We start from the raw sequence: 20943 nt of genomic DNA on the forward strand, positions 1-20943 counted from the left end.
CAAAGGATCATTTTTTTTGTTCGAACTTAGGATTTTTTTCTGCACGTTTAAGCAGTACAAGAACAGCACCTGTGCCACCTTGATTTTCTGGAGCACTTACGAAGGCCAAAACATCGCGGTGTTGACGTAACCATCCGTTGACATATGTTTTTAAGACCGCTTCAGGGCCTTTACCATGCACAATTTTGATGACATTTTGATTTTCATCTTTTGCCATCTGGATGATTTGTAAAACTGCGTCACGTGCTTGTTCAATAGTACAGCCGTGTAAATCTACAGCTTCAAACCAACGCATTTTGCCTGCTTTTAAGTCTTCAAAAACCTTATGTTGCAGAGTCGCAATGCGATAGCTTAACGTTGCTTGGCTTGCGACTGGATTTAAAGCAGCTTGTGTATCTGATAGCTCGGCATGTTCGGTGTCACGACCACCTTCGGCAGCTGCCCGTTTCGCTAACGTTTGTGCGTCGACTTTTCTGGCACGAGGTGTTTTTACATCGGCAACATTGCTATTGTTGATGCGTTTAACACCTGCAACAGCCTGTTGAAACAGATGGGTATCTTCCAATTCTTCAGGCTCAGCCTGAGATTTTTTAGTCTCAGGCTGATTTGTGATTTTGCTTGAATGAGGATTGGAGATTTGCTTTTTAAATTGCTTCAATAACTTCTGTTGCTCTTTAGAAAGCGATGAATCTTTATTACTCATATATCTTCATTAAACCGTTTGAGGTTGTCCAAAAAGGGCAGTAAAAGCTTGATCTGGACTAGGTTGTTTCATAAAACTTTCGCCCACCAAGAAGCTGTGAATATCATGCTCTTGCATCATATGTACATCATCTGGTGTAGCAATACCGCTTTCAGTAATTAGTAAACGTGAGGTCGGAAGTAATTTTTTCAATCGAATGGATGTATTTAAATCTACATCAAACGTTTTTAAATTACGGTTATTCACGCCTAATAAACATTGCTCAGAAAGCTTTAAAGCGCGTTCCATTTCTTCTTCGTCATGAACTTCAACCAATACATCAAGTTGATGTTCAAACGCAGTTTTAGACATTTCTTCGAGTTGCGGGTCAGACAAACATGCAACAATTAATAAAATACAGTCCGCATGCAAAGCACGTGCTTCAACTACATTATATGGGTCAATCAGAAAGTCTTTACGTAAAGCAGGTAGGGCACAATGATTACGGGCAATCGCAATATTTTCATCTGCACCCTGAAAGAAATCCACATCAGTCAGTACCGATAAACATGCTGCTCCAGCTTGTTCATATTGCTGGGCAATTTCGGCAGGATTAAAGTCTGCGCGAATGATTCCTTTTGATGGAGAGGCTTTTTTAATTTCAGCAATTACACCCGGACGTTTATGTTGCAAAGCATTTGCAAAGCCTCGAACTGGTGTTGCCGCTTTCGCTAATTCTTCAACATCTTGTAAATTACGTTGTTTTAAACGCGCAGCAAGTTCCTCATGTTTACGGTCAACAATTTTACCTAAAATGGTATTTTGAATATTAATCATGAGAAGTCCTTAATCTGCCTGAGATTGCTTTAATGTTTTGGTAAATTCAGCCAAAACACTCATTTTTTCTAAAGCCTGTCCGCCATAGATAATATCTTGAGCGAATGTAACAGCCTGAGCATAAGTTTTGGTAATGCCCGCCACATAGATGCCTGCACCTGCATTAAGCGCAATCATGTTTGCTGCTTTTTCACCAATATCGGATTTATTTTTGCTTAAAGCATCTTTAATTAACTTTAGACTTGCTGTTGCATCAGTAACAACCAAACCACTTAAAGTTTGCGACTCAATTCCCACATCTTCAGGATTAAGCGTCCACTCAGTAATTTCGCCATCTTTGAGTTCGGCAATAGCAGTAGGAGCTGCCAGACTGATTTCATCAAGTCCATCTTTTGAATGGACAACCATGACATGTTCAGCACCAAGTTGTTTCATCACTTCGGCAATTGGGCGACAAAGTTCATCGGAGAACACACCAATTACAAAGCGTTTTACACCAGCTGGATTGGTCAGTGGGCCGAGTAAATTAAAAATACTTCGAATACCAAGTTCACGACGTGGACCAGCAGCGTATTTCATGGCTTTATGATGGTTTGGAGCAAACAAGAAACCTACACCCATTTCACGGATGCAGCGTTCGGTTTGTTGCATATCTAAATCAAGATGAATACCTGCTTGTTCAAGTAGGTCTGATGAACCCGATTTACTTGAAACGCCACGGTTACCATGTTTTGCAATGGTTGCACCTGCTGCTGCAATGACAAAGCTTGACGCTGTAGAGACGTTAAATAAATTTTGCCCATCACCACCAGTACCCACAATATCAACTAAATGTTTGATATCGCTAACATCGATCTTAATCGCAAATTCGCGCATGACACGTGCAGCAGCCGTCATTTCGTCAATGCTTTCACCTTTCATGCGTAGGCCCATCATTAAAGCACCAATTTGTGCTTCGGTTGCCTCACCTTGCATGATGCTGCGCATAATTTCTTCCATTTGAGGCTGAGTCAAATGAATGTTCTTGGTAATGTGGTTGAGCGCCTGTTGGATATTCATAGTCATGATTTACAGCATTAATGATTAAAATTTTTAGGTGAAGTTGATCAAGAGTGGGATGTTCAGCTTGTTGCGTTCCATGTTTCACTAGCTACGGGGAGCTATGTTAGCAGAAAATAACCAAAGATTTTTGTTGTTCGATACGAGTTTTAAAAAATTTGCTGGTTTATTACTTTAGTTTGATTAATAAACAGAATTTATTCATTGAAAAAGGTTTTAGTTTGTTGTGAGTTTTTATGATAAATAATTAACCATTTGGTATATCTTAAACATCAATATATCTAGGAAAAATGCGTATAAATCAGTCAAATAAAAGTAGATATAGTAGGGCGATCTTTATTTTGTCTATTAATAAATATGTATTTAAATAACTTGAAATATGTAGGAGCTTTAAAAAAAAAGCGCTCATTTATTTTTGTATTTGTTGCACTGTTTCATCCACTAGAAAGCTATGCGCAAGAAGCTGTAGAGCAACCACAAAAACAAGCTAAAACAGATAAAGTAGTCCGTGTTGCTGTGACAGGGTCTCGGATTTCAAAAGCACAAAAAGATGGCCCGACTAGTGTGACCGTAATTACCGCAGCCGATATTGAAAAACAAGGGTTTAGTAATGCATTTGATGCGCTTAATAACCTGACGCAGAACACGGGTTTTGTACAAGGCGCCGATTATGGAAATACTTTTACGCCTGCGGCTAATGCTATTAGTTTACGGGGCTTAGGACCAAATCATACTTTGACTTTGATTAATGGGCATCGGGTTGCAGATTATCCTGTGCCATACGATGGGTCCGTCAATTTCGTGAATTTAGCCAATATTCCAACCGCTATTATTGATCGTATTGAAATATTAAACGGTGGTGCCTCTGCAATTTATGGTTCAGATGCAATCGCAGGCGTGGTGAATATTATTCTGAAAAAGAAAACAGACGGTACTCAATTTAATATTAAGGCAGGCGGAACAAAAGAAGGCGGTGAAAACTTACGTTTACAGCTGAGTGGTAGTAAAACTTTAGACAAGCTCAGCCTTGTTTATGGGGTTGAACTCAGTGGCCGTGAACCGATTTGGGCAGCCGATCGAGATTTTATGTCGAGCCGAACTCGTTTGGGAGAAAAACCAGATACGGTTGTAGGTCGTAAAAATGCCAATACTGGAAAATATCTTTCCATTGGTGGATGTCAGGCCTTTAATGGTTTATTCAAAGGTTCAGTCAGTAATATAGGACAAGCTGGTGCAGACAATTGTGCTAGTGGTTTGGCACGACCAACCTATTGGACGGTCCAAACCCAAAACCGCAGTCAAAATGGTTATCTCGGTTTAGACTATGAGTTAAATGATAAAACTCAATTATTTGCAGATTTTTTAATTGGGGCCAATCAAATTGAAAACAATACGCATGGTCCGACATGGACTTCTTTAGCTGCAACGAATGGTTATTTCCTCAATCAAGATTCGGGAAATTATGAAATTTGGAATCGTCGTTTTGCACCTGAAGAATTAGGCGGGGTAGAGCGAGTAAATAAAAAATGGAAAGAACTTTCTTCAAACTTAAATTTTGGAATTCGAGGTGATATTGGAGAAACGAGCTGGAGTTATGAGGCGGCCTATAATGGTTCCATCTATACCAGTCAGCTGCGCCGCCAAGGCTTATTACGTTCGAATGTTGATGAATATTTCTTAGGTCAGCAACTTGGCACAGATGCAGATGGTATTCCTATTTATTCACCTCATTTAGATCGTTTAAGTCGACCACTCACAGCAAACGAATTTGAGAGTATTTCGGGTACAACAAAAGAAAAAGATAAGTCATGGGCACAAAGTTTGACCTTAAGTGCGAATGGTGACGTATTTAAGTTACCTGCAGGAACTGCCAAACTTGCGGCTGTGGCTGAAATTGGACGTCAAGGCTTTTCGATTAAGCCGGATCAGGCACTTGAAAATGGTGAGTTTTATAATGCGAGTTCTAGTGGCGAATATAGTGGCACACGTACACGCCAAGCACTTGGTGCAGAATTATTCTTGCCTTTAGCGAAACCATTAAATTTAACCCTGTCTGGACGTTATGATCGTTATGCTTTGTCAGATAACAGCATTGATAAGTTAACTTTCGGTTCGGGTCTCGAGTTTAGACCACATCCGACTTTATTGGTGCGCGGTAACTACGCGACCAGCTTTCGTGCACCAGATATGAACTATCTGTTCTTAAATAAGCAAAAAGGTTATTTCGCAAGTACGACCGATTATTTACGTTGTAGCCAAACGGGACAACCTTTAGATAAATGTAGCTTTAAAGATTACTCGCCTGGGGCAAACTATACTTTAACCAGAAACAAAGAATTGAAACCTGAAGAGGGTAAATCGTATGGTGCAGGCTTTGTTTGGTCACCAACCAATAAATTTGATATCAGCGTTGATTACTGGGATATCAAAATTGATAATCTTGTGACGAATTTAAGTGAAGATAAAATTCTACGTTTAGAAGCAGATTGTCGTTTAGGCAACCAAGATATTAACTCTGCGGCCTGTATTGATGCATTGGCACGTGTAGAGCGTAATCCTGCAAATGCAGTTGTCGATCCAAATGTGATTAAGAATATTAATATTGTTCCGATTAATGCTGCATCAGACCATACTCGCGGGATTGACTTCACTAGCAGATGGCGCTGGAAAACAGACAGCTTTGGTAACTTTCTCTGGACGGTAAATTATAGCCGTGTACTAGAACATGAATATCAACAATCAAAAGATGGCGAGAAAGATGATTACCTAAAAGATTTAACCATTCCTGATTGGCGTGACCGTTTTAATACCAGTCTCAGCTGGAGCTTCGGAGATTGGGCATCAACAGTATTAGTTAATCGTTATGGCAAAATTCCAAACGGTGACCAAACTGTCTACCTAAGCCCAACCTATTTAGTGAACTGGAGTGGTACTTATCAAATCTCTCCAAAAGCTTCTGCTTCAATCATTATTAATAACCTGTTTGACAAAGTGAAACGAGATGACACGGGCGGTTGGCCGTATTATCCAGTAGGATCATATTCACCATTCGGCCGTCAAGGTTGGTTGGAGTTTAACTATAAATTCTAAGAATGATGTGTGGATGCAGCGAAGTGGTACAGCATTTGCTGCATCTTTTTATTTAAAACAACAGAGGATAAAACCCCTTATGCTGGTCAAGCCTTCATTTAAAAAAAGATTGCTACTTACAACATTATTATCTTTATCTGCGACACAGATTTTTGCATCGAATAACAGTGAACAAATCCCGATTGGTAAATTACCCGAGTGGGTCGTACCCGAATCTTATGATTTAGATTTTAAGATTGATCCCGCACAAAAAGGCTATACCGGTAAAACCACTATTCATTTAAAGCTGGCTCAAGCCATAGATCACATTTGGATTCATGGTAAATCTTTGATGGTGAAAGATGTGAGTATTACATCGGCAGAGGGCGTCAAAACCAAAGCAAAATATGAGCAAGCCTCCGAGGTAGATGGGGTGAGTAAAATTAAATTTGCCAAAACCTTGCCCGCAGGACAGTATCAACTCGTTCTAGATTTTAATGCAGCGTATGACCAGCAACTTGACGGTATTTATAAAATTGAGTTTGAGGGTAAACCTTATGTGATGACTCAAATGGAAGCAATTAGTGCACGCCAGTCATTTCCGTCATTTGATGAGCCACGTTTTAAAACGCCGTTTAATATTCGTTTGACGATTCCAAGCAAATATTCAGGTTTTGCCAATACTCAACAAACATCTGAGCAAGCAGATAAGTCAGGTTGGAAAACACTCAGTTTTGCACAAACTAAACCACTACCCACTTATTTACTTGCGTTGGCTGTCGGTCCTTGGCAATTACAAAAAGGGCCTGATATTGGTGCAACTTCATGGCGTAAGCAGCCGATCCAGTTACGTGGTATTGCACCCGATGCAAAGGCTGAAAAAATGCAGCATGCCTTATCTGAAACGCCAGCCATTTTAAAAACTTTAGAAGATTATTTTGCCTTTGGTTATCCATTTGACAAGCTAGATTTACTGGCAGCACCAGACTTTGCTGCTGGGGCAATGGAGAACCCGGGGTTAATTACTTTTAGAGACTACTTGATGTTGCTAGATAAGGACTCGCCAGTCTCTTTTGTACAGAATTCATTTAATGTCAATGCACATGAGCTTGCACATCAATGGTTCGGTGATGTCGTCACGATGCCGTGGTGGGATGATTTGTGGCTAAATGAATCTTTTGCCACATGGATGCAAAGTAAAATTACTCAAAAATTACATCCCGAATTTAATGCTGACCTAGAACGTATTACAGACACTGCAGATGCGATGAAAAGTGATAGCTTGGTGAGTGTGCGCCGTATTCGCCAGCCTATTTTAAGTAATGCCGATATTCAAACTGCTTTTGATGGTATTACTTACCAAAAAGGTGCAGCTGTTTTAAATATGTTTGAAAGCTATTTGGGTGAAGAAAAATTCAAACAAGGGGTGCGCAATTATATTAATAAGCACCAATATGGTAATGCGACAGCTAATGATTTAATTAGCGCTTTAGCAGAGCAGTCTGGACAAGGTGAGCGCTTTACTAGAGCGATGAAAAGTTTTCTTGATCAACCAGGTGTGCCTTTAATTAACACCGCATTACAGCAAGAAGACAATAAAGTCTTTTTAAATGTGAAGCAAAGCCGTTACTTACCTGTTGGCTCAAAAGGTGATGCAAGAAGCCTGTGGGGTGTACCATTATGTGTACGTTATGAAGTTCCAAATGCAGGTAGTAAAGTGCAATGTGAATTGGTAGACCAAGCAGAAACCAAGATTGAACTCAAAGGTGCCAGCCTTGGCAGTTGGTATATACCAAATGCAGATGCGGCAGGATATTACCAATTTAGTTTGCCACAAAAAGAGTTTACTCGTCTGACTGCCGCTACAGAAAAGCTTTCTAACACTGAACAGTTGGCTTACGCCTACGCGATTTCAGCGGCATTTAACCACGGTGATATTAATTTATTGGCTGTCGTAGATGCTGCGAAGAAATTTGCCAATTCAAATAGCCGACAAATTAGTACAGCGCTGTTTTCCCAGTTAAGTACGATTTATCGTCATGTATTGAAAACAGAAGCTGAACGTGAACATTTTAGAAAAGTCTTAGCTAATTTATATTTACCTAAATTAAATCAGTTGGGTTATGTCAGCAAAACAGGTGAACCAGCTGAAGACAGTTTATGGCGTAGTGAGTTGGTTAGATTTCTTGCTTTAGATATTCAAGTTTCAGAAGTTCGTACACAACTGTTAAAACAGTCAGATGCTCTCTTTGCTCAAAAGCAGCTTAATTTTGCGCAAGTAACACCTGAATTATTGCCAACTATTTTGGCTGTACGTGTACAAGAAAAAGGTCAACTAGCTTTTGATCGTTTATCTGGAGAGCTACAACGCGTGACTCAACCGACACAACGTCTTGCAATACTTACAGCTTTGGGTTCAGCAAACCAAGAAGCAACACGCCAACAAGCACATCAGTTGATTTTGAACCCTCGTGTTAAAGTCGGTGAAGTTCATACCGTGATTAACTCCATCAATAATTATGGAGATGAACAAGGTGGCTTATGGTCTTGGTTTAAGGTAAATCATGACGCCGTGTTTGATCGTTTAGGTAAATCTTCGGCTGGGCGTTTTCCTGCAATGTTCAGTGGAGCAGCATGTAGCCAACAAAAAGCGGCACAGTTAAATGACTTTTTTGCACCACGAACTAAAGAATTGGTCGGGGTTGAAAGAGGATTGAAACAAACCAAAGAACGTATTCAACTCTGCGAATCTTTGGTGGCAAAACAAGATGGATCGATTGTGCAGCAGTTAAAGTTGTAATTGATTCAGCCATAAAAAAAGCCAACTGATCGTAGTTGGCTTTTTTTATTAAGGATTCTTATCAAATTACTTTTAAAACAATCTATTTACGGCTGGCTTATGCGTAGATCTCTAAAAAGTTTTTAAAGATTTGATGGCCATGCTGACTCAAGATTGATTCAGGATGGAACTGCACGCCTTCAACAGGCAATGTCTTATGTTTAACACCCATGATTTCTTCTATTGAGCCATCTGCTTCATTAGTCCAGCACGTTACTTCAAGGCAATCAGGCAGTGTTTGCTGATCAATCACCAAAGAATGATAGCGAGTTGCCGAGAATGGGCTAGGAAGATTACTGAAAATACCCTTATTGTTGTGGTACATATCAGATAAACGCCCGTGCATCACCGTTTTGGCTCTTACAATTTTTCCGCCAAAAGCTTGCCCAATACTTTGATGCCCTAAACACACGCCAAGCAAAGGAATTTTTCCGGCAAAATGATTAATTGCAGGAATTGAAATACCTGCTTCACTTGGAGAGCAAGGGCCAGGACCAATCACAAGATATTTTGGTTGCCATCGTTCAATATCCTCTAATGTGACTTGATCATTGCGAACTACTTTTACTTCCTGATTCAACTCGCCAAAATACTGGACGATGTTGTAGGTAAAAGAGTCGTAATTGTCGATCATTAGAAGCATGATGAACTTAACCTCATGATAGTTAATATATATTTAATAAGTGACTAGAGTATTACTCAAAATGTTACTCACTTTTTAAAAAGTACTTTTATTTGATCAAATAAAAAGCCGCTTTCTAAACGGCTAATATAACAAAAAAAGAAGTAACCAGTTTAACTATTTCATTCGTTAGAAATTTGCAGAAAAAAGGCTTTGTGAAGGGGAGCTTTTTAAAATTACAGATAAGTACAAATTAGGCAGAATAAGCTTCTATTGGAAATAAAAATTATTCTGCCTTGGTCACACAAGAAGATTAAATCTTACGTGTGTTATAGATCAGCCAATCTAAAACATCGCCAGACAAGTGTTCAGCGAGCCTTTCTTGAACAGTTTGGTGGTAATCATTTAACCAATCTTTCTCTTCATTCGTTAGCAGATCAACTACGATACAATCTAAATGAATCGGGCAAAGGGTTAGCGTTTCAAACTCTAAGAAATCGCCGTAGGTTTTCTCAAATCCTGAGTGAAGTCTGTTTGCAACCAGATTTTCAATGCGAATTCCATATTGTCCCTCATGGTATAAGCCCGGCTCGTTAGAAATAATCATTCCTTCACGCAACTTACTATAGGCATGTATAGGTGCGTAATAAGAAAGTACTTGCGGACCTTCATGAACGTTAAGTGCAAAGCCCACGCCGTGGCCTGTTCCATGTCGATAATCTAAACCATGTTGCCATAAAGTATTACGACAAATTGAATCGAGTAGAGGAGCAGCTAAACCTTCTGGATAAATCGTTTTTGCCAAAGCAATGTGACATTTTAAAACCAATGTGCAGTCACGTTTTTGTTGCCCTGTTGGCGTGCCTATAGGAACAACACGAGTAATATCGGTTGTTCCATCTACATATTGACCACCTGAGTCAATCAGCAATAGACCATCACCTTCGATAAATGAATAGTGCTCTTCAGTTGCACGGTAGTGAGGTAAAGCACCATTAGCATTAAAGCCAGCAATCGTTGAAAAACTTGGCCCTATAAATCCATATTGCTGAGCACGGAAAGCTGTAATCTTTTCATCAATAGTGAGTTCTGAAATACTTTCACCGTGATGAAGTGCTTTCTCTAACCAGTGAAAAAAGTGGCAAAGCGCGACTCCATCTTTAACCATTGCATGACGGATATGAGCAATTTCGCTTTCATGTTTACGCGATTTAAAAAGTGTACTTGGGTTGATGTCGTAGACAACCTGAATATCTTTTGCGATGGCTTGTTCATGAAAAATCGAGACTTTGGCTGGATCTAAAAGTACTGAGTTATCAGTGATATTCGATAAAAACTTAGCTGTATCTTCGTAGTCACGAATCTCAATGTCATCAGCTTTGAAAGCTTGTTGAGAGGTTGAATCAACTTTGTTGCTATCAATGAATAAAACAGCCTGTTGAGTACTGATATACAAATGTGAAAGGAATACAGGGTTATACTCTACATCTTGTCCACGTGCATTTAAGACCCAAGCAATATCATCTAAAGATGAAATAAAATGACCCGCAATATTCTTGTTAGCTAAGCTCTCGCGAATTGCCTGAATTTTTTCTTTACGAGAGAGGGCATTTAATCCTTCAGGCATCAAATGGATTTTTTCTGATGGAAGTTCTGGACGGTCCAACCAAATCTCTCCAACTAAATCTTGCTGGGTTTCAAGTTTATAGTGATTAAGTCGTGCAGTATGTTCGAGCGCCTTAAATTGTTGAATGGATAATGTTTGGCCATTTACTGAAATGACCGAACCAGTTGGTAGATTTTTCTCAATCCAAGGTAGATGTGTTGAAGTTTCATCACTGGTCAGTTTTTGTAATTGAAAGCCAGTTTCAGCGAGTTGTTGCTCGGCTTGTACCCAATAGCGACCATCCGCCCAGAGACCAGCAAAGTTTTGGGTCACGACGAGTGTACCAACCGAACCACTAAAACCGCTTAACCACTGCCTTACTTTCCAATAGTCTGGTAAATATTCTGACATATGTGGATCGGCACTCATCACAATCAAAGCATCAACATGCTGATTGCGCATGAGTTCACGAAGTTTCTCAAGTTTTTCTGGAACAGTTAAAACGCTCATATAGTTTCCAACTCAGGTTGAACTTTACTGGTACTTTTGTTCATTAATCTATTGATAGGTTTCTTTAATAAAAATAACACGATTGCACCAACGACTAATGCCAAAACGCATCGCATAAAGAGATTTGGTAAATGATCAATATTATCTGCTGATACATGCCCACCAATTAAGCCAGCGATGAGATTACCTAAAGCTGTGCCAGTAAACCATAGCCCCATAATTTGACCGCGTATAACATCAGGTGCAAGTTTAGTCATGGTTGATAATCCAATTGGGCTTAAGCACAGTTCTCCTATGGTAAGTAAAAATAAAGTTCCTACTAACCAAAATGGTGAAACTAGGCCGCCAGCAATTGCGAAACGACTAGCAAAAGACATAACAAGAAAACCACCTGCTGCGAATAACAATGCAATAATAAATTTGCTGATATAGCTTGGGTCTTTATTTGATTTACCCAGTCTTGCCCAAAGCCATGCTGCAATTGGGGCAAAAATAATAATAAATAGGGCATTAATTGATTCAAACCATACAGTTGGAATCTCAAATCCAAAAAACATACGATCTGTATAGTCTTGTGCAAATAAAGTAAAAGTTGTGGGCTTTTGTTCAAAAGCTGACCAGAATAGGGCAGAGGCTGCTAATAAAACAAAGCAAATAATAATTTTAAATTTATCATGTTGTTCTAAATTCAGGAAAAGCAGTAAATATGCAAAATAAGCAATAATCCCAATACCAATCCCAACTGTTAAATAAGTTGCTACCTCGACCGGATTGATATGAATGACACCAAATAAGGTAAGAGCAATAACGACTGCAACAGATAGTAAAAAGGAGAAAGCAATTTTTGGTGCATTTTTGTTTTGCACGACAGGTTTATTCCAATTGTCATTTTCTTGACGTAACTCATTAAAAGTTTGTAGCTGAGGAATAGCCAATACACGAAAAATAAGTAATGCAACTAACATCCCAAGGCCACCAATTCCAAAACCTAAGTGCCAGTTATGATCACGTGCTAATAAGCCTGTAAGAAGAGGAGCAATAAAAGAACCTAAATTAATCCCCATGTAAAAAATGGAAAAACCAGCATCGCGCCTACTATCTTGAGCTTTATATAACGTTCCGACAATCACTGAAATACAGGTTTTAAATAATCCGGTACCTAAAACAATAAGGACTAAACCGAAATAAAAAAAGAATTGATCAAAAATGGTAGTGAGAGCAATAGATAAATGACCTAGTGCAATAATAATAGAACCATACCAGACCGATCGTGCCTGACCTAACCAGTTATCGGCAATCCAGCCACCAAAAACGGTCATCAAATACATAGATCCAGCGAATAACCCAACAATTGCGGCTGCAGTTGGACGGTCAAGACCTAAACCACCGTCATTAACCATTGCAATCATATAAAGAACGAGTAAAGGCCGAATACCATAATAAGAAAATCTTTCCCAAAGCTCTGTAAAAAATAAAGTTTTTAATGGTTTTGGATGGCCGAAAAAAGCTCTGTCATATTGTTCGAGTTCATGCTTCATTTCAAATCCTTTGAACATATTTGTAGTTTAGATAAAACAAAACTTTTAGTTTGTTTAATTATAAAAAAAAGTTATGTTTTATTTTTTAGATTTTTTAAAATGAAAAAGCAAGTTGGTCATGTATAAAAAAGGTATATAACAAATGGTAAAAAATTAGAAAGTTGAAATTATCAGTCGAAAAGATTCCTCTTGGCGCACCAAAGCTGATCAGGCCAGCACTAGCGTAAAATTACGATAAGAAAAATTAAATTAACACTTTAAAACCTCAACCTTTCTATGGATGGGCAGTGAAGAGTGGTAACTGATATTATTTAAAAAAATTGTGTAGAGTTACTTAGAAATCGTATTTATGTTCAAACTTTTTTGGCAAGGGCATATTGTAGATACCATCGTCTAATTTAGAGATTAATAGTTCTATCGGGAATAGATTATTATTTTTAAGCATTACAGTAAGAAAGTCAGATTTCTATATAAGAAAGTATTATGATCACAAATTACTGTTAGATATTGATGCGGTGATTCATATTAGCGCAACAATTTTGCACTAAATTGGGGCGATTGCGAGCTATTCTTGTATGCCATAATTTGAAAATGTCTGAATATGGTGCATTTAACTATGCAAACAGTATAATGGGTTCAAGACAAGGGGCCTAAATCATGGATAGTTATAAGCAATTCAATGTTTTAGGTAAGTCTTATAAAGTTGGTATGAGAATTGCTATATAAATACCAGCAACTAACACGCACTTAACAAGTGCAACAAAATTTCATTGGAGCAAAATGAGCATGGCGAACAAGGTCCTTCAACTCATACAAGAAAGTGGCGCAAAATGGGTCGATTTTCGCTTTACTGATACTAAGGGTAAAGAGCAGCACGTAACTTACCCAGCTGATTCTATTGATGAAGATACTTTTGAAGACGGTAAAATGTTTGATGGTTCTTCAATCGCTGGTTGGAAAGGCATTGAAGCATCTGACATGATTTTACGTCCAGATGCGGAAACTGGTTTTATCGACCCGTTCTTTGCTGAACCAACTGTAGTTGTGACTTGTGACGTTATTGAACCTTCAACTGGTCAAGGTTATGAGCGTGACCCACGTTCGATTGCTCGCCGTGCAGAAGAATACTTAAAATCTACAGGTATCGGTGATACTGCATTCTTTGGTCCAGAACCAGAATTCTTTGTATTTGACGAAGTGAAGTGGGACATCGATATGTCTGGCGCTCGTCATACATTAATCGCTGAAGAAGCTGCTTGGTCTACTGGTAAAGACTACGAGTCTGGTAACTCTGGTCACCGTCCACGTGTTAAAGGCGGTTACTTCCCAGTTCCTCCAGTTGATTCTTCACAAGATATGCGTGCAGAAATGTGTGCAAAAATCGAAGACATCATGGGCCCAGGTCGTGTAGAAGTACATCACCACGAAGTTGCTTCTTGCCAGTTAGAAATTGGTGTGAGCTTCAATACACTTGTACGTAAAGCTGATGAAGTTCAACAGTTCAAATATGCTGTTTGGAACGTTGCACATCAATATGCAAAAACAGCTACGTTTATGCCTAAACCAATGGTAGGTGATAACGGTTCTGGTATGCACGTTCACATGTCTATCTCTAAAGATGGCAAAAACTTGTTTGCTGGTGATGAATATGCAGGCCTTTCAGAAATGGCATTGTATTTCATCGGTGGTATCATCAAGCACGCTCGTGCATTGAATGCAATCACAAACCCATCTACAAACTCATACAAGCGTTTGGTTCCTCACTTCGAAGCACCAATCATGCTTGCTTACTCAGCACGTAACCGTTCTGCTTCTATCCGTATTCCATACGTTTCTAGCCCTAAAGGTAAGCGTATCGAAGCTCGTTTCCCAGACCCAATGATGAACCCGTACTTAGGTTTCGCTGCATTGTTAATGGCTGGTATCGACGGTATCCAAAACAAGATCCATCCGGGCGAAGCTGCTGATAAGAACTTGTATGATCTTCCTCCAGAAGAAGAAGCAAAAATCCCAACAGTTGCTCATAGCTTAGATATGGCTCTTGAAGCACTTCAAGCAGATCACGAATTCTTGTTAAAAGGCGGCGTATTCACTAAAGAAATGCTTGATGCATACATCGAACTTAAAACTGAAGATGTACGTCGTCTTAACACGACTACTCATCCAGTTGAATTCGATATGTACTACAGCTTGTAATACGTATTTCGTAAAAAAGCCTGCATATGCAGGCTTTTTTATTGCCTGGAATGTTGATTGAATTCTCTACGTTTTTTATCAAAAAATTGGAGTAAACTAAGTGCGAGTTTTCATGTGAGCAGATTATGCGTAAACGACAACCAGTACTTAAACAGGAAAAGGCTTTAAATCCTGAGTTGAAAACATGGTTGTATGCTTCTGGTTCTCTGACTCAACAATTAACTGAGCTCGGTGGCGGCCAGTTTAGTGTGAGGCCCTTTAAAGAACACTTTCAGCGTTTAACGTTTGTAGATAGCCAATGGATGAACATGTCTCATGCTCATACTTCATGGGTAAGGGAAACCTACTTATATGGCTGTGAAGCAGAGCCGTGGGTGAAAGCAAAAAGTATTTTTCCAATTCAAAGTTTACAAAAAAAAGCGCGTATATTTCAGCACATCGGTTCTAAACCGATTGGCTTTTTTCTATTTCAAAGAACAACTCCGCTTTGTGACCGTCGTGTCATTCGTTTGCCAGAAGGCTGGACGCGACAAAGTTGCTATACTTGGCATGGATGTAAATTTATCGTCCAAGAAACATTCTTACCGGCTTTTGAAGCTTTTTTAAATCAGCAGCACGACAAGGAATTACTATGACGACTGCAACAGGCACAACATGGCGTCAGCGTTTAGAAGCTTATTATTATCTATGTCGATTTGATAAGCCTGTTGGAACAGAACTGGTGTTTTGGCCAACCATGTGGGCACTTTGGATTGCAGCAGAGGGAATGCCACCTCTACATATTCTTTTGGCGATGGTATTCGGTACAATTTTTATGCGTGCCGCTGGCTGTGCGATTAATGATTTTGCTGATCGTAAAGTAGATGGACATGTAGAGCGTACAAAAACGCGCCCTTTGGCAACAGGGGTAATTAGTCCAAGAGAAGCGGTATATGTATTTTTAGCATTAGTATTTGCCAGTGCTTGTACGCTGTTCTTTTTACCTATCGCGACGTTCTACTGTGCATTAGGGGGCTTGGCGTTAGCATTTATATATCCTTTTATGAAACGTTATACCCATTTACCGCAAGTAGTGTTAGGTATGGCATTTTCTTGGGGGATTCCAATGTCATTTACTGCAATGGGTAAGCCTTTAGATATAACGTGTTGGCTAATTTATTTTGGTAATTTGGCATGGACAGTGGCTTTTGACACTCAATATGCAATTACAGATCGTGAATATGATTTAAAGATTGGCGTGAAATCTACAGCTATTCTTTTTGGCCGATATGACATCCAGATTATTGCTCTTTTACAAGCAACTAGTCTTGTTTTGATTGGTACTGCACTATATTTAGAAAATATTTTATTCCCCTGGGCAATTATTGCTTTAGTTGTAGTGGCCTTTGATTTTGTATATCAAACAGTTAAAACCAAAGACCGCAACCCTCAAGTTTGTTTTTGGGCATTTCGTCACAATCGTTGGGTGGGATTAATCATTTTTCTAGGAATATTTTTAAATTTCATATAGTAAAAATGACCGTGAGGTTGAAAAGTGTTCTATGCAGAGCACTTTTTTTATGTCTTAATATTTGTGCATAAAAATATGCGGAATAAATAACACATAAAAAGGATATTCTATGAAACGGTCAAAAATTGCTTTAGCTATAACATTATCAACTTCAGCACTATTTCTTACAGCGTGTAATGACGATGATGATGACTATATTGGTGTAAATCCTGATAAAACTTATGTTTCTGAAAAATCCTATTCTAAGGATACCTTAAGTGGTGCTTCATCTATAAAAGTGATGACATATAACATGGTGAATGTACAAGGGAAAACAGCTGAAGCAACTGCTTTGGTAATGTTCCCTAAAGTTGCTCAACCAAAAGATGGTTATCGCGTAGTGGTATGGGAGCACGGCACAGTAGGTGTAGGGGATAGTTGTGCACCAAGCAACAATACGATTAATCCACGTTTTAAAATTCTAGCGGATACTTTATTAGCTGCTGGTTATGTGATTGTGGCACCTGACTATGAAGGTTTAGGTACTAGAGGCATGCATCCATACCTTAATTTAGGAAGTGAGGCTAAATCTGCAATTGCAGCAGTTAAAGCTGCTAAAGATCATTACGGTAGTCAGTTAAATAGTTCATGGATGTCAATTGGGCAGTCTCAAGGAGGCCATGCTTCATTAGGAACAGCTGAATTTGCTAATAACGACACTAACTACAAAGGAGCTGTTGCAACAGCACCAGCTTCTAGCCTTGGCGATATTATTTCTAAAATTGCTCCGCAAGCAATTAGAGACATTCTTCAGAAAGAGCAGGCTGGTACCGCACCTGTTGGTACGGCTGTGGAAGTGTATGCCGAGCTACTTGCATATGCTGCATATACCACAGTGGGTATTACTGCTTATGAACCTAAATTTAATTATCGTGCAATCTTTCAACAACGTTCTCAAAGTATAGCTGAGTTTGCAGAAGGCACTACGGGTGAAAATGGAGTCTGTTTAACTGATTTGCATAATAAATTTGCAGATGATATTCGAGATTTTCTTGCGACTAATACTGGTAAAACAGTTCTAGATTATCCAGGCCTAGCTGGTAATTTCCAGGAGAATCCAACGGTACAAAAATTCTTGGTAGATAATCAACCTGCTACCAAAAAAATTAATTCACCAGTCATGATTGTTCAAGGTACTGCGGATATGGCTGTACCATATCCTGTTACTAATGCCTTACAAGAGGGACTTAAAAAAATGGGAACTGATGTGACATTTGTACCTGTTGTTGGAGCTGCCCATACTCAGGCGATTGTATGTAGAAATGCTGAAATTTATCAATTTGTTCAATCTAAGATGCCAGCTAAAACAAATATAGTGCTTGATCCATCAGTAATAGATGCCAGTAAGAATGTTGAATGTACTGGAATAGCACAATAATTTTTTGTATTTAAAATCTTCAAATTAAAAAGGTCCTGAAAAGGGCCTTTTTTGTTATATTGTTACACAGTTTGATTTGATACTATTTGAGTTTGAAGAACTTATGAGCCAGCAACCTGTTGAAAAAAAATCTGTTCCTTGGTTATTAATGGGATTAGGTTTACTTATTCCTTTTCTAATTATTGGAATACTTTTCTTGGCTGCAAAAAGCGATGCTAAGAATAAAAAACAATATGAACAACAGCGTTTAGAGATGGCAAAAAGAATAGCTGAGAAAGAAGCTGCAAATTCTGAATCGAAATAGCTTGTTAATGAATATCCTTTTGTAATTGGCGTACAGTAGGAATATTTGTGTAACGCTTTACAAGGTAGCCTGCTTCAGTAAGCATTTGATCACGAATACGGTCTTCTTCTACTTTTTCAAGATGGGTAGGGTCATCTAGTTCAATGATGGCCATGACTTCCATCTTGTCGTTGAGCACAACAAAGTCAGTAACTTTACGATTGAACTGACTACGAATTTTATAGTCATTACTGGTAATTAATGCGCTAAACGCCACTTGTGCTAACACATGATAATTTGGAAAACTTTGTTTTAAACGTATAAACATTTGAGTTTCAAAGTTTGTAATGACAGGGCGAGCAAAGAATTTTTGTTTTGGAAATAAATAAGGGCGTAAACAAACAAGAAGAAAAATACAGGTGCTTACGCAACCTAAAACAATAAAAAATAAGTGACTCGATTCGAACATGTGAAGGCATCATACAAATAAAAACCCACTCATGATGAGTGGGTTTTTAAGAATCTTGGCTCTCCCACCTGGGCTCGAACCAGGGACCTGCGGATTAACAGTCCGTCGCTCTACCGACTGAGCTATGGGAGAATCTGGAAAAGGATTTTAGGCAGGAAAGAGGGCTGGGTCAAGCCTTAATAACAGAATTAGAGTGAATATCTAATCGTTTGGTTTAAAAATACTCGAAACATTGATTTTATTCAAAATAATGAAAAATTATTAAATCATTAGAAAAGAAAAAACCCGCAATAAATGCGGGCTTTTAGAATCTTGGCTCTCCCACCTGGGCTCGAACCAGGGACCTGCGGATTAACAGTCCGTCGCTCTACCGACTGAGCTATGGGAGATTAGTAGATGGCTCTCCAACCTGGGCTCGAACCAGGGACCTGCGGATTAACAGTCCGTCGCTCTACCGACTGAGCTATTGGAGAATCTGATGCGCATTTTATGGATGAAATCTAAAAGCGTCAATAAGAATATTAAAGAAAATGAATCGTTTGCTTGATTAATATGCTTTTGCTGTATTAAAAATAAAAAAACCACCCCAAATAGGGTGGTTTTTCATAAAGAAATAAAATTATTTCTCTACACCAGCTGGTTGACCTGCAAGTTTTGCATTTGCATAGTCCCAGTTCACAAGGCTTTCTAGGAAAGTTGCGATGTATTTAGGACGTAAGTTACGGAAATCGATGTAGTAAGCATGTTCCCATACGTCAATTGTTAATACAGCAATTTGGCCATGTGCAAGTGGAGTGTCTGCATTAGAAGTTTTAGTAATAGATAATTTACCGTTTACTTCATCAGCAACTAACCAAGCCCAACCTGAACCGAATTGAGTTGTTGCAGCAGCAGTAAATTCTTCTGCAAACTTTTCGTAGCTACCAAAAGCTTCGTCAATTTTAGCAGCGATTGCGCCAGTAGGCTTACCACCACCATTTGGCTTCATGCTGTTCCAGTAGAAAGTGTGGTTCCAAACTTGAGCAGCATTGTTGAAAATACCAGCTTTAGATGCATCACCAGCAGTCGCTTTAATGATTTCTTCTAAAGTTTTACCTTCAAGGTCAGTCCCTTTGATTAAGTTGTTTAAGTTAACAACATAGGTATTGTGGTGTTTATCGTGATGGTATTCTAAAGTTTCTTTACTAATATGTGGCGCTAAATCATCATAGCCATATGGAAGTGCAGGTAAAGTAATGGTTGTCATGTTCCTATTCCTTGCATTTGCTGGGTTATACAATTAAGTGGCTCTATTGTAAATGATTCTGGTCACAATAGGGCATCGTTTTAAAGAACTATACACAATAAAGATCTAATTAATACGCATAACACAGATTGAAAAAAAGACTTAATTAAATCGGATTATTCAATTCAAAATATTCAGCTTCAATTGAAAACTGTTTTGAGATCGCTTGTGCCAAACGCTGAACTCCATAACGCTCAGTAGCATGGTGACCACAGGCGAAATAGTGAACCCCTAATTCTTTTGCTTCATAAAAAGTTCGTTCACTGACTTCACCTGAAATATAAGCATCACAATTTTGCAAAGCAGCTTTAGCAATAAAATCTTGAGCGCCGCCTGTACAGAAGCCTACTTTTTGAATGCTTTGCTTTTCTGCTGGCAAATGAATCACTTTAAAATCAAAACTGTTTTGAAGCTGTGCTTTAAACTCATCTACAGAAACTGCTTGCTCTAAATAACCAATATTACCAATCGGATGTTTCTCGGTTAAATCGAGTGGTTCTAAATTCTTCAAGTTTAGTTTTTCTGCAATCGCTACATTGTTGCCCAAAGTTGGGTGTGCATCTAAAGGTAGATGATAAGCGACTAATGAAATATTATTTTGAATGAGTTTTTTAATGCGGTTGCCTCGCATTCCAGTAATTGGATACGGTTCACCCTTCCAAAAATAACCATGATGTACGAGTAATAAATCTGCATTTTGAGCAATTGCTGCATCAATCGCATCTTCAGAAGCAGTAACTGCACAAACGATACGCTTTACTTCAGTTGAACCTTCAATTTGCAGGCCATTTGGTGCGTAATCTTTAAATTCTGCAGCTTTTAAGGTTTGGTCGCACCACTGAATAATTTCATGCAAATTTGCCATGATATTTCCTGAATTGAGTAGTAAATAATTGCTAAAGCTATAGAAACATATTTTGTTGTGTAACTAAAGCTAGACAAATCTTTTTTGACTTTTTTATGTATATCGACATATTTAATTTAAAATGCTTAACTGAAAACTCTTTTTGTTCAATATATT

General features: G+C 38.7%; 16 protein-coding genes and 3 tRNA genes. 7 read left to right on the forward strand and 12 right to left on the reverse strand.

Translation table 11 applies throughout. From position 1 onward, the window contains the following. Positions 1-7 precede the first annotated feature (7 nt). The 3 genes from H7R46_RS05485 to trpD are packed head-to-tail and all read right to left on the reverse strand — an operon-like array spanning position 8 to position 2578. Positions 8-703: a Smr/MutS family protein gene (locus tag H7R46_RS05485; RefSeq protein ID WP_005068085.1), complete on the reverse strand. Its 696-nt coding sequence runs from the start codon at positions 701-703 to the stop codon at positions 8-10. A gap of 9 nt (positions 704-712) precedes the next feature. Then, complete coding sequence (gene trpC, locus H7R46_RS05490; RefSeq protein ID WP_005068087.1) at positions 713-1519, reverse strand: indole-3-glycerol phosphate synthase TrpC; 807 nt, start codon at positions 1517-1519, stop codon at positions 713-715. Between the two features lie 9 nt (positions 1520-1528). Further along, complete coding sequence (gene trpD, locus H7R46_RS05495) at positions 1529-2578, reverse strand: anthranilate phosphoribosyltransferase (RefSeq protein ID WP_080631172.1); 1050 nt, start codon at positions 2576-2578, stop codon at positions 1529-1531. 357 nt (positions 2579-2935) lie between these two features. On the opposite strand from trpD, the gene H7R46_RS05500 reads away from it, so the two are divergent. Then, entirely contained in the window at positions 2936-5668 is a 2733-nt protein-coding gene (locus H7R46_RS05500) for a TonB-dependent receptor plug domain-containing protein (protein WP_005068092.1), read from the forward strand. 7 nt (positions 5669-5675) lie between these two features. Beyond that, on the forward strand, positions 5676-8447 hold the full coding sequence (locus H7R46_RS05505; RefSeq protein ID WP_080631069.1) for a M1 family metallopeptidase: 2772 nt from the start codon (positions 5676-5678) through the stop codon (positions 8445-8447). 97 nt (positions 8448-8544) lie between these two features. Here H7R46_RS05505 and H7R46_RS05510 read toward each other — a convergent pair whose 3' ends face one another. The 3 genes from H7R46_RS05510 to H7R46_RS05520 all read right to left on the reverse strand — a co-directional run bounded on the left by H7R46_RS05510 (position 8545) and on the right by H7R46_RS05520 (position 12780). Further along, positions 8545-9129 (reverse strand): anthranilate synthase component II, encoded by a 585-nt coding sequence (locus H7R46_RS05510; RefSeq protein ID WP_005068099.1) that lies wholly within the window; start codon positions 9127-9129, stop codon positions 8545-8547. Positions 9130-9421: 292 nt separating this feature from the next. Next, positions 9422-11224 carry an aminopeptidase P family protein gene (locus H7R46_RS05515; RefSeq protein ID WP_005068172.1) on the reverse strand — a complete coding sequence of 601 codons (1803 nt, stop codon included), beginning with the start codon at positions 11222-11224 and terminating at the stop codon, positions 9422-9424. Further along, positions 11221-12780 carry a peptide MFS transporter gene (locus H7R46_RS05520; RefSeq protein ID WP_080631071.1) on the reverse strand — a complete coding sequence of 520 codons (1560 nt, stop codon included), beginning with the start codon at positions 12778-12780 and terminating at the stop codon, positions 11221-11223. The genes H7R46_RS05515 and H7R46_RS05520 overlap by 4 nt, the downstream gene beginning before the upstream one ends. Before the next feature lie 762 nt (positions 12781-13542). Here H7R46_RS05520 and glnA point away from each other — a divergent pair. From glnA to H7R46_RS05545, 5 genes are all read left to right on the forward strand, one after another. Beyond that, a complete protein-coding gene (glnA, locus tag H7R46_RS05525; protein WP_002052696.1) occupies positions 13543-14958 on the forward strand; it encodes a type I glutamate--ammonia ligase in 1416 nt (471 codons plus the stop codon). A 125-nt stretch (positions 14959-15083) separates the two neighbouring features. Beyond that, entirely contained in the window at positions 15084-15593 is a 510-nt protein-coding gene (locus H7R46_RS05530) for a chorismate--pyruvate lyase family protein (protein WP_001231788.1), read from the forward strand. Then, complete coding sequence (ubiA, locus tag H7R46_RS05535; protein ID WP_002119072.1) at positions 15590-16468, forward strand: 4-hydroxybenzoate octaprenyltransferase; 879 nt, start codon at positions 15590-15592, stop codon at positions 16466-16468. The genes H7R46_RS05530 and ubiA overlap by 4 nt, the downstream gene beginning before the upstream one ends. A 109-nt stretch (positions 16469-16577) precedes the next feature. Next, positions 16578-17885: a lipase family protein gene (locus H7R46_RS05540; RefSeq protein WP_002119060.1), complete on the forward strand. Its 1308-nt coding sequence runs from the start codon at positions 16578-16580 to the stop codon at positions 17883-17885. 103 nt (positions 17886-17988) lie between these two features. Beyond that, on the forward strand, positions 17989-18189 hold the full coding sequence (locus H7R46_RS05545; protein ID WP_000082753.1) for a hypothetical protein: 201 nt from the start codon (positions 17989-17991) through the stop codon (positions 18187-18189). Between the two features lie 4 nt (positions 18190-18193). Here H7R46_RS05545 and H7R46_RS05550 read toward each other — a convergent pair whose 3' ends face one another. From H7R46_RS05550 to H7R46_RS05575, 6 genes are all read right to left on the reverse strand, one after another. After that, entirely contained in the window at positions 18194-18637 is a 444-nt protein-coding gene (locus tag H7R46_RS05550) for a DUF2726 domain-containing protein (RefSeq protein ID WP_005068176.1), read from the reverse strand. A gap of 56 nt (positions 18638-18693) precedes the next feature. Beyond that, positions 18694-18769 (reverse strand) — tRNA-Asn (locus H7R46_RS05555). Positions 18770-18950: 181 nt separating this feature from the next. Beyond that, positions 18951-19026 (reverse strand) — tRNA-Asn (locus H7R46_RS05560). An 8-nt stretch (positions 19027-19034) separates the two neighbouring features. Further along, a tRNA-Asn gene (locus tag H7R46_RS05565) sits at positions 19035-19110 on the reverse strand. Between the two features lie 146 nt (positions 19111-19256). Beyond that, positions 19257-19883, reverse strand: a complete 627-nt coding sequence (locus H7R46_RS05570) for a superoxide dismutase (RefSeq protein ID WP_000208083.1) — start codon at positions 19881-19883, stop codon at positions 19257-19259. A 145-nt stretch (positions 19884-20028) separates the two neighbouring features. Continuing rightward, positions 20029-20787: a Nif3-like dinuclear metal center hexameric protein gene (locus H7R46_RS05575; protein WP_001284932.1), complete on the reverse strand. Its 759-nt coding sequence runs from the start codon at positions 20785-20787 to the stop codon at positions 20029-20031. Positions 20788-20943: the final 156 nt, after the last annotated feature.

This window comes from Acinetobacter sp. BEC1-S18-ESBL-01, assembly GCF_014169935.1.
GTDB classification, from domain to species: domain Bacteria; phylum Pseudomonadota; class Gammaproteobacteria; order Pseudomonadales; family Moraxellaceae; genus Acinetobacter; species Acinetobacter pittii.